This window comes from Halococcus thailandensis JCM 13552, assembly GCF_000336715.1.
GTDB lineage: Archaea > Halobacteriota > Halobacteria > Halobacteriales > Halococcaceae > Halococcus > Halococcus thailandensis.
Window position 1 is genome coordinate 1 of sequence record NZ_AOMF01000095.1, and the last position, 9,760, is coordinate 9,760.

Annotated in this window: 10 protein-coding genes; 5 read left to right on the forward strand and 5 right to left on the reverse strand. The window is 57.1% G+C overall.

From position 1 onward, the window contains the following. Nucleotides 1-28 precede the first annotated feature (28 nt). The 4 genes from C451_RS04150 to C451_RS04165 all read left to right on the forward strand — a co-directional run bounded on the left by C451_RS04150 (nucleotide 29) and on the right by C451_RS04165 (nucleotide 3,320). Complete coding sequence (locus tag C451_RS04150) at nucleotides 29-853, forward strand: transposase (RefSeq protein ID WP_080503485.1); 825 nt, start codon at nucleotides 29-31, stop codon at nucleotides 851-853. A gap of 61 nt (nucleotides 854-914) precedes the next feature. Then, nucleotides 915-2,291 carry a hypothetical protein gene (locus tag C451_RS04155; protein ID WP_007738017.1) on the forward strand — a complete coding sequence of 459 codons (1,377 nt, stop codon included), beginning with the start codon at nucleotides 915-917 and terminating at the stop codon, nucleotides 2,289-2,291. Between the two features lie 155 nt (nucleotides 2,292-2,446). Further along, nucleotides 2,447-2,812, forward strand: a complete 366-nt coding sequence (locus C451_RS04160) for a DUF7471 family protein (RefSeq protein WP_049912880.1) — start codon at nucleotides 2,447-2,449, stop codon at nucleotides 2,810-2,812. Then, a complete protein-coding gene (locus tag C451_RS04165) occupies nucleotides 2,796-3,320 on the forward strand; it encodes a winged helix-turn-helix transcriptional regulator (RefSeq protein WP_049912881.1) in 525 nt (174 codons plus the stop codon). The genes C451_RS04160 and C451_RS04165 overlap by 17 nt, the downstream gene beginning before the upstream one ends. Nucleotides 3,321-3,611: 291 nt before the next feature. On the opposite strand, the gene C451_RS04170 is transcribed toward C451_RS04165, so the two are convergent. Beyond that, nucleotides 3,612-4,679, reverse strand: coding sequence for a ferritin-like domain-containing protein (locus tag C451_RS04170; RefSeq protein ID WP_007738023.1), 1,068 nt, complete (start codon nucleotides 4,677-4,679; stop codon nucleotides 3,612-3,614). 279 nt (nucleotides 4,680-4,958) lie between these two features. On the opposite strand from C451_RS04170, the gene C451_RS21805 reads away from it, so the two are divergent. Then, nucleotides 4,959-5,282, forward strand: coding sequence for a hypothetical protein (locus tag C451_RS21805; protein ID WP_152420400.1), 324 nt, complete (start codon nucleotides 4,959-4,961; stop codon nucleotides 5,280-5,282). Nucleotides 5,283-5,369: 87 nt separating this feature from the next. On the opposite strand, the gene C451_RS04175 is transcribed toward C451_RS21805, so the two are convergent. From C451_RS04175 to C451_RS04190, 4 genes are read right to left on the reverse strand one after another with little or no spacing between them, the layout of a single operon-like run. Beyond that, nucleotides 5,370-6,221, reverse strand: a complete 852-nt coding sequence (locus tag C451_RS04175) for an ABC transporter permease (protein WP_007738025.1) — start codon at nucleotides 6,219-6,221, stop codon at nucleotides 5,370-5,372. After that, complete coding sequence (locus tag C451_RS04180) at nucleotides 6,221-7,033, reverse strand: ABC transporter ATP-binding protein (RefSeq protein WP_152420401.1); 813 nt, start codon at nucleotides 7,031-7,033, stop codon at nucleotides 6,221-6,223. Before C451_RS04180 ends, C451_RS04175 begins: the two co-directional genes overlap by 1 nt. Beyond that, on the reverse strand, nucleotides 7,030-8,970 hold the full coding sequence (locus C451_RS04185) for a NosD domain-containing protein (protein ID WP_049912883.1): 1,941 nt from the start codon (nucleotides 8,968-8,970) through the stop codon (nucleotides 7,030-7,032). Before C451_RS04185 ends, C451_RS04180 begins: the two co-directional genes overlap by 4 nt. A gap of 4 nt (nucleotides 8,971-8,974) precedes the next feature. Next, on the reverse strand, nucleotides 8,975-9,571 hold the full coding sequence (locus C451_RS04190) for a nitrous oxide reductase accessory protein NosL (protein ID WP_007738034.1): 597 nt from the start codon (nucleotides 9,569-9,571) through the stop codon (nucleotides 8,975-8,977). Nucleotides 9,572-9,760: the final 189 nt, after the last annotated feature.

Consider the following 9,760-nt stretch of genomic DNA (forward strand, 5'->3'; position numbering starts at 1 on the left):
ACGAAGCAATGAAGTCGAGGAGTTGGATATGGCAATCGTCCTCCTCGACTTCGTTGAGAAGGCACTACGCGTAGCGAAACAAGCGTTGGGGAAGCACGCGGGGAAGCCCGAATCAGGCGGGCTTCCCCGCGAGGCACATATCGTCGCTCACTGTATACGGAAGGAGGAAGACCACACCTTCACCGAGCTTGTTGATCGGATCGGTCTCATGCCTGAGGTGTGTGACCGTCTTGGAATTCATCCAGACGGGTTGCCAGATCCCACCACGTTCTACCATTCGATTGATCGGTACGCGATGTACGTCTGGCGGGCGTTGCTGCGCACTTCGGCGCAGCAACTCCGCCAATCTGGCCACGTCGCACTGGACAGCACGTTCTTCGAACGCAAGCAAGCCTCCCAGTACTACCTCCAGCGAAGTGGGAGGAGCGTGAAGACGATCAAAGCGACGACACTGACCGATACAGAGTCGCTTGCGGTGCTGGACGTCCATTGCTGTATCGAGCGCGAACACGACACGAAGGCTGGCCCGCGGGTCGTCCGCCGAAACGCGGACGAACTGCGGTCAGTCGCTGCTGACAACGGGTTCCAGGACTGGCACACCGAATACGAAATCGCTGCGTTAGACGTTGAGTACCTCGTTCATCACCAAGGATCGAGACCGATGGCTGTTGCGAACAACGCGCTCATCCGAGCAAAAGGCTACACCCAGCGATGGATGTCCGAGACGTCCTATTCGACGGCCAAGCGAACGCAGGACTCCGCCCTGCGTTCGCGATTCTGGTATCGTCAATTTCGTGAGATCGTTCTCATGTTCGCGCTCAACAACATCAAGAAGCTCGCCGAGACGCTATGATCGTACTCCCGTACCGCATTTTCAATAGAGCATTCTTTACCACTCTTTAGTGACCAGAGGCATGAACTACCGCCGGAGTGTGCTCATTCTTCTGATTGCACTCACGATGTTTGTCGGCGTTGGGAATGCTCATCAGATCCAGAGCTCGCGCTTTACTGCACCGATTCCGCTCTCCCTGTTGTTTGGCGGTGCAGGAGTCACGGTCGCCGCCACGGCGGCATGGCTCGCGATAACGGGTGAGAGTTCGGCGACGGCACGAACATGGGAGGAGTTCGTGATTCCAACGACCGTCGCAACGCTCGTGCGGTATGTGGCGCGAACAGTCTTTTTCGCTGGATTTCTTCTCGTCATCGTTCGTGGCTTTTTCGGTCCACAAATCGCCGCCGAGAATTTTGCGACGGTGTTCGTCTGGGCCGTCTGGTTCAAGGGCGTCGGCTTGCTTGCGGTTCTCATCGGGAATCCATGGCGAGTATTATCGCCGTGGCGAACGCTCTATGATAGGTTGACGCGAATCGAAGAAAGTGAGATTGCAGTACTTGATGCGTATCCGTCGTGGCTCAGCTACTGGCCCGCGTTCCTCGGGTTCATCCTCGGTATCGGAATCTTCGAGAATCTCACGGTCGTCCCCCGCTCGCCGGCAGCGACGGCCGTCGTCATCGCTGGCTATGCTGCGATGATGGTTCTCGGGGCGGTTGCTTTCGGTCGAGAGTGGTTTCGCTATGCTGACGCATTGGCGGTACTCTATCGACTGCTCGGACGGGTCGCCCCTGTGGAATTCGTCACGGTGGATGCTGACTACCGGATCGTGTTCCGCCCGCCGTGGACCGGCTGTACACGCCCTGTCGAGCGGTTCGGTCTCGTCGCATTTGTCGTCGCTACGGTCTATACGGTGAGCTTTGATGGCTTCACGAACACCCCGGAATTCCAGAGCCTGCTGTTCGGTCTCCGCAACCTACTCACGACCGGCCCCGGAACGAGTGTGTTTGTGTACATTTTTGGATTGGTCGGATTCGTTGGGGCGTTCATCGGTGTCAGCATGGCGATGGAGACCATCAGTAGGAGTGGTGGATGGCGAGGGGCGGCCGTTGTATTCGCACCGACGGTGGTACCGATTGCTGCTGCCTACGAGGTCGCCCACAACTACCCATTCGTCGTCGAGCGGCTCGGACGGCTTGCGGCCGTCACGTGGTCGCTCGCCATCTCCTCGATGGAGCCACTCACGTTGCTCGGGTGGCTGTCCGTTCCCGTGTTCTGGGGATCACAGGTACTGTTGATCGTCGCCGGACATATCATCGCTGTCGTGGCCGCCCATGCGGTGGCGGTCGAGCACTACAACACGCTCTCTCGAGCCAGACGAGCACACTTCCCGCTCGTGGTATTGATGGTGGGCTATACGATACTCTCGCTTTGGATCATCTCGCGGCCGGTCGTCTCATGACGGCTTGTGATTCGACTCGCGTACCAGAATCATTATTCGAGCAACCACCCAATCGTGTGCAATGGAACAGCGGGGCCATCCACCCCAGGAACGTCTTGTTACTGGATCCAAGATGGGCGTGCTCGCTTGCGCGAGATGAGAGGTGACGTTGTGAGATGAAACTACTAAACATCGTTCTGCATTTAGGAGTGAACCAAGAATCTGAACTAATCGGCGAGATTGCACTGCCAACCGTCCTCGTTATCACGGCAATCGTCTCGTTGGCCATTCTCGGACTCGGTATCGCTGCGTTGGCACAGCGGCGTTCGCGCTCGTATCTGTTGATCACGATGGCGCTCGGAACGCTGGTGGGACGCACGCTCGTCGGCGGGTTGGCGATGGGCGGGATGGTTTCGATGGAATTTCATCACCTCATTGAACACATGCTCGACGGCGTGATGGCTGTCTTGCTGCTCACCGCAGTGTACTATGCCCGCACGACCGAGCGTCCGAAATTGTCCACCTATGAACAGGACTCGTAAGCGCGTCGTGCTGCGTGTCCACACGTCGCCCGGTATTCATTTCAACGAACTCGTGCGGGTGCTTGATCTCGCGCCTGGACAGGTCCAGTACCACCTGAAACGACTGTGTTCGTCGGGAGCGGTAGCCGACGAGCAGCGGTACGGTCGAACGCATTACTACCCACCCGAGTGCAATGCGTGGCGACGCGGCGCGCTCTCACTGTTGCGCCGTGAGACCGCTGGTGACATCGTCGCACACCTCTGTGACCGCGGACCAACACGGCCACAGGCGATAGCCGATGACCTTGATATCGCTCGCAGCACGCTCGAATGGCATGCAGACCATCTCATCGAACAGGATATCGTCGTCAAAGAGCGCGACGAACGCAACCACATCGCGCTCACGCTCGTTCGACCGACCGAGACGGTGCGGTTGCTGCGGGAGGTCTCCCCGTCGTCGCCGGCGCTGATGGTCGATCGATTCACCCGCTTGACCGACCGGTTGCTTGAGGATGCGACCGACGAGTAGTCAGTCATCGACGATCGACACTTCGAAAAACGGTGGATGAACGAAGACCGTTGTCCGAGTTAGTACCACTTCGACGGTTGGCGAGCAGTCAGCTAGGAACGTATTTTGAATGGACCGCAGTATGACGAGTATGAACTAACCACCACCTCTTGTCGGAGCGTTTCACTCGTCGAATCGAACCTATCATCGTTTCGTCAACAACCGCTGATTGGCCCTCTGACTGCGTCCTCATCGTACGATGAAGCTCATGTATCGCCTCAAATCACGCGCAACCCAACCGCTGAAGTAGTGTTAGTGATCTGCCATAAATTGTTGTGCTATTGGGAGAACTTGATCCATCGAGCGAGCAGAATTGAAGGCATCGGGTGCGGGTCGCTGAAGGTGTAGCAGTTGGAAGTAGGTCTGGTGATTAGCTTCCACACTGTGGATGCTGAGTGCGGCTTCCAAGACCCCCGTATCGTCGATCATGGGTGCAACGCCGGCGTAGGCCGACACACCCACAGCCTCGATGCGGTCGCTGAGCGCAACAAATTCCTCGATACCATCGTACGGGAACTCATACTTGGCAGGTTCGACGGGGTTGCCACCGAGTTTCTCGATGAGACTAGTGAGCTTCTCGACGTGAGCTTCCTCGTGATCGCGCACGTCCTGAATCTGCTGGTAAGTTGAATACTGAAGCGTGGGACGCGCGAAGTAGTTGGCGACCTCCGAGCGCTCGACTTCGCTTTCGGAGTAGGTGTCGAGGAAGTCATTGTAGTACGCCGCTTCTAAGTGTTCGAGCGTGAGCGCGTAGTTCAAAATATCGATGTCGCTGACCTGCATATCATCCGGAAGACGAATGGTATCCGTCCCATGAAACCCGTGATGGCGCGTTCCCGGTCGCTCCCAGTAGAGCGTTCCTGTGGACTCATCGCCGGTGAATCCCGTGCCATCGAGCGGGAATTGAAGAACGAGATCGTCCTTGCCGTCGCCATTAACATCTCTGACCTCGCCGTCATTGATCGGGCGGACACCGCCACCCTGTCCAAGGAGTTCCTGCGTCCCGAAGCGATATCGCACCGGACGCTCAGTTGGGTCAAACGTGATCTTCGTTCCGGGATCTTTCAGGATGCCGTCTTCATCCACGAAGGTGCTTTGGAGTATGGCTACCGAAACACAGTCGTCCGTCTCAGGATCAATCTTGTTCTCGTTGCTACCCGGTGCGATATCGATACGGAGTGTTTCAGGAAAGTGTGCAGACGCAATCGTACTCACTGCTGGAATTGCGGCGGCAGTCGCCGCCGCACCAATGGCAGTCTTGAGGAACGTTCGCCGTTCAGTACTCTCGACCAGTGCGTGTGAGATCTCTGTTGGTTTCATTGGCTTTCGTTAGTAACCCCTTCGTGTTGGGGCACTCGAATCAAGAATTCATCCGCCGCCGGATAGTAGCTTCTGGTGCATGTCTTGAAATGAATTTTCAAAAATGTAACGTCCATCCCGATGCATTGTAACACAGAAGTTTCTCGAACCGACCGTTTAGTGAGTTGAGTTCCAGTGCGAGAAACAGTGGTATTTATAGAAATAGCATGTTGATCGCTAGACGGCGAAAGGATGGAATGATTGAATACGCTTTCAAGCGTTTCTAACCATTGATTCGGCGTGGCGAATGATGCAGAAACGTGGCTCTGCGGTCAGAGTAGAATTGCTGAATTTGTAAAAATTGTCTGTCAGATCGGCGCATCGTTGGCGATATCCCTCAAATCGGCTTGTCAGAGAAAGAGCGGGCGGCAAGCTGATGCGGCCGTCCGTGACAAATCATACACAATACACTTCTTCAGCATCCCCCGTAATACTCGTGCCACGTTTTCGAACGTGATTCTTACTTTCACCGTTCTTCAGCAGCGAAAATACCGTTTCGCTCATCATCGGTTGGTAAGAGAAATTGCCGCCGATCCGTGCGTTGTGCGCCTTCTGGAGCGATGATTGCTTACTGTGTTTGATCACTGGACGACTCCTCGGCACCTTACTGAGGGCCGTCAGTTGGAAGCGGGTACTGTCCCGCTATCGTGCTCACGTTCCCCCGTCATCATTCCATCCGACAGGGGACCACACGCGCCAGACAGCGATGCCGAGTCCAAGCAGCCACCACAAGAGGAGTGCAAACGCGTTCAGTGGCGTGCTTCCGGCGTTCACACTCGTTCCGCTGACAACCCCGACGGCAATCTCGAGGACAAGTCCACGGAATGCGCTGTTTGGACTCGCGGCGAAGAGGAGTGCGATGCCTTCCTGCGGGACAACACCAGACGCAAGCCCAGCGATCAGTGCCGTATCGACGCCGATGACGAACGCCACTGTAAGGACAGTCGCGAAGACGAACGCAGTCCGAAGCGTCCGCGCTGCAGCTGATACGGCAAGCGTCACCGCAAGTGCGACGAGCGTGAATCCACCCGTGAATACAACGAATCGAACGAACCGGAGGATGGAGTCGGCGGCGCGGTTCTGAGCGAGGAACGTCGGCTGGTCGGCTGTGAGCACTGGGACGAGTACGCCAGCAATGAACAGCGATGCGACAACGACGCCGACGAGGGCCATCGCTCGCCCGACGTAAACGCCCCCGACGTAGGCAATTCGGTCAACATCGAACGTTCGGAGCATGTCGAGTTCGCCCGTAAGGCGATCGTTGAGGATTGATCGATAGCCGAACGCGAACGCCAACAACGGGATCAGCACCTCTACGAAAGTGAGAAGATCGAGCGTCAACGGGACGAACCCTCCACTCCCGCCTGTCCCCGCCCACGCGACACCGACGATACTCACGGCGAAAACGCCAGCGAGCGCAACTAATGACGGTGTCTTTACAACTGTTCGAAGTTCACGCGTCGCGACGACAAACAAGTCGTCGACGATGTCACGATCGACCATCAGTCAGTCTCCTCTTCTCTGAATCCGGCTCGGACCGTTGACTCGTGTTCATCGCTCTTCATACTCGCAAGGAATGCGTCGACAAGCGTCTCTTGTCCCGTCGAAGCAAGTAGTTGAGTTGGAGATTCAGAAACGAGTAACCCCCCACGGTCAAGAAATGCGACGGTGTCGGCGTATGTCTCGATTGCTGCGAGGTGATGGGATGCAACGACGATGCCGGTTCCGTCGTCAGCGAGCGAGTGCAGGATACTGAACAGGCGCTCGACCATCGTTGGATCGAGTCCGCTTCCGGGTTCGTCGAGAACGAGTACTGACGGATGGCCGAGGATTGCCTGTCCGAGACCGAGAAGCCGTGTCATCCCACCGGAGAGCGATCCAACGTTGCGACCGCTCACGTGTCTGAGACCGACCCGTTGGAGCGTCTCGTTCACATCGGTCGGACCCGTTTCGTCGAGGAATCGGGCGTAAAATTGGAGCGTCTCTCGGACGGTAAACCCCTCGCGGAACGCCGGGCGTTGTGGGAGATATCCGACATCGCGTTGGTTAGTATTCGTCCGTCCATCCGCGGGTATTATAACCGATCCCGCATCGGGAGAGCGGACGCCTGCGATGACCTCCATAAGCGTTGATTTCCCCGATCCGTTCGGGCCGACGATGGCGACCAGTTCTCCTTGCTCGACGGAAACCGACACGCCATCGAGAACGGATACGTTACCGAACGAGCGCGAGATGTCGAGCGCACGTAGAGCGATGGCCGTCTCGGAGTCAACGTCCGATTGGGTACTATTCGCTGCAGCCACATCATCACTCACGCGGCGTCACCTCGGGTTCTGTTTGCTCTCGCATTCGCAATCTGCTCCGGATGGAACGGGTCGGATCGCGGCGCTGTATCGATTACACCGGAGTTTCGGATCCCGGAAACGACATCGCGGACGCGTCGGAGCAATGCTGAGGCGGGTGATTGTGCGAGCGTGATCGCGCCGGAAACTTCACCGAGGCGACCGTCGACCGTCCCGGTTGGTTGATAGCCGCGGTCATAGATACCATTGTCATCGGCATCGACGAGCGGTAGGTCGCCCCAGTAGTTGCCGATGCCGCGGTGAGTCCACGTCCGGAGCGGGCCGAGCTCCGACTCGACCTGCTTGTCGTTGTCGACCACGTCATTACGGATGAACCAGTTCGACGGGGCGATCTCTCCGGCACGAATCCCGATATCGTTGCTGACAGCGATGTTGTCGAGATAGGCGTTCTGTTGGCCGGTCGCTCGCATGCCGTATCCGTTGTTCACCAGAACGTTATTCGCATAAAACGAGTCGCTACCGGCTGGATCGATGCCGAACCCGCTGCCGCGGACATCGTTGCCGATGACAAGATTGTCCGTCGGCCCTGTCATCACCAAAACCCCACCCCCGACGTTACGGGCAGTGTTGTTCGCAACAAGCGTATGTGAGGTGTACATCTCGTGGATTCCATATCGACCGCCTTCAAGTTGATTCCGGCGGATCACGCTCCCATCCGCACGGTGGGTGTAGACGCCATCACGGCCGTCGACGAACGTGGAGTCTTGAACGACGCTTCGAGCGCCGATGACCGTCGCCCCCATGAACCCATCATCCGAGGTGGCCGCGCCGTAGACGGTCACATTGTCAATGACGCTCTGGTTGCTCTTCCGGTTGATGATGCCGCTGGCGTTCGTCTCGATGGAGACGTCCGAAATGACGGAGCTGTCCGCACCGTCGAGGATGATACCGGCATCGCCGTAACCGTACGCGAGCCGTACTTTTGTCGTCCAGTTTCCCGATCCATTTTGCATCTCTAATCGCCGACTTCCGACGTCGCCGACGCCGTCGATGCGGAGGTTGCGGACCGCTATCCGATCAGTACGGAGAGACACGACACTGCGATTGCCGTTCCCTCTGAGAACTGTCTCGTTGCCCGCCCCTGCTAATGTGATCGATTTGTTGACGGTGAGGTCGTCCGTCTCGTACGTCCCTGGTGGGAGATACACCGTCGTATTCGGTTGTGCAGCTGCAATAGCAGCGGAGATGTTGGGTGCGTCATCTCCAACGACGATGGACCGTGGCCGCTCAAGGATCGCACGCGACTCCACGACGGTTTTGTTTGCCCAGGTGTGTCGCGCCGCCATCTCGTTGTGGAAGCGATTGAGCCGTGACTGGAGCGGGTCGTCGACCGTCTCTCCAAGTGCGTCCCACTCGACGATCCTCCCTCCGTGTGCTTGGATAAACCGCTTGGCGTCCGCTCGATTCGAAAACGGAAGCACTGTCGACCCGGATGGAACACGCGCTTCACTGTTGACGACGAACGACGCGTTAGTCGCCGTTGTCCACCCAACCGTCTGTCCGTTTTCGGAAACGACGAATCCCTCTTCAGAGAGCGTCGGCTTCACCGTCGAGAAGTCGGAGACATATATTGCCAGCGGCGTCCCGAATTGCCGCTCAGTGCCGGGGTTGGTGAGTTTCGACGCAGTCTCTCCGATTCCGTAATCACCAACCACGTACCGATAGTTCGAGAAGAACACCTCAGTGCGTGGGAGGACAAACCCCTCTTCTTCAGCCTGTCGGACGTCGACACCGCCCCCGCTGCTGCCTCCGACCGTGTCATCGAACGGAACGGGTTGGAGATCCTCCCCATTCGTCGGTGTCAGTGCGAAGGAAACAGACGAGAAAAGCAGTATCACTGTGAGTACAACGCTTAAGCCACGTACTCGTGAAGGGGAGAGCACTGCCATCGAGCTACGTGCTGAGGTCAGCGACGACTTCCGGCGTTATTTCGTCGTGCGTCGTGAGATCACCACCATGGTCGGATTGGAACGTTTCTGCGTCTTTTTGAGCTGTGAACGCAAAGAGGTCTTTCCCCATTGCACCTTTGACCGCGGAGCCGACGACATACGTCACATCCGCGACGAGGGCGAACGCTCCTTTCTTTGTGTGTCGTGAGATGAACGTATCACTGCTTTCAGTAGAGATACTGTAGTCGACGCTCGAATAGTCGGTGACGTAGAATGCCGTTTCTTCCCAGCCCTGGTCATCGTGTTTGAATTCATACTGGTACGCCTCCCATGTTGTATCGAAGCGTGCAGGATTCGCGTGGCCGTCGGGACTGTGGTCGGCATAGAAGATCTGTGCAGTCGAACCGGGATGTTGACTAATAGTCATCCCACAGACGTCACAGGTCGCGTCTTCGGCGAGAGCGGCAACTGCAGGGGTATCAGCCTCCGAGACCGCGCCACCGCCGAGACACCCGGTAATGGATGCGAGCGTGACACTCGCGCCCGCCAGGAGTATCCGTCGCCGACGGTACTTGATCTGGTCTCCCAACTGCTGCGACATACCTAAAGGTCAGTGCCTCAGCAGGAAATACGAGTTGGTTCAGTTCTCGAAATTCCATGATGCGGTTCACGCAGAAGAGGTGATGCGCATAATCCGAGAAATCACTGGTTATCGCTTAAGCCCAGAATGAGCGGTGAGTGCGGAAGCTGGTTTGCTGAGTGCTGTGGGATTTCTCAGAAGTAGAGCACG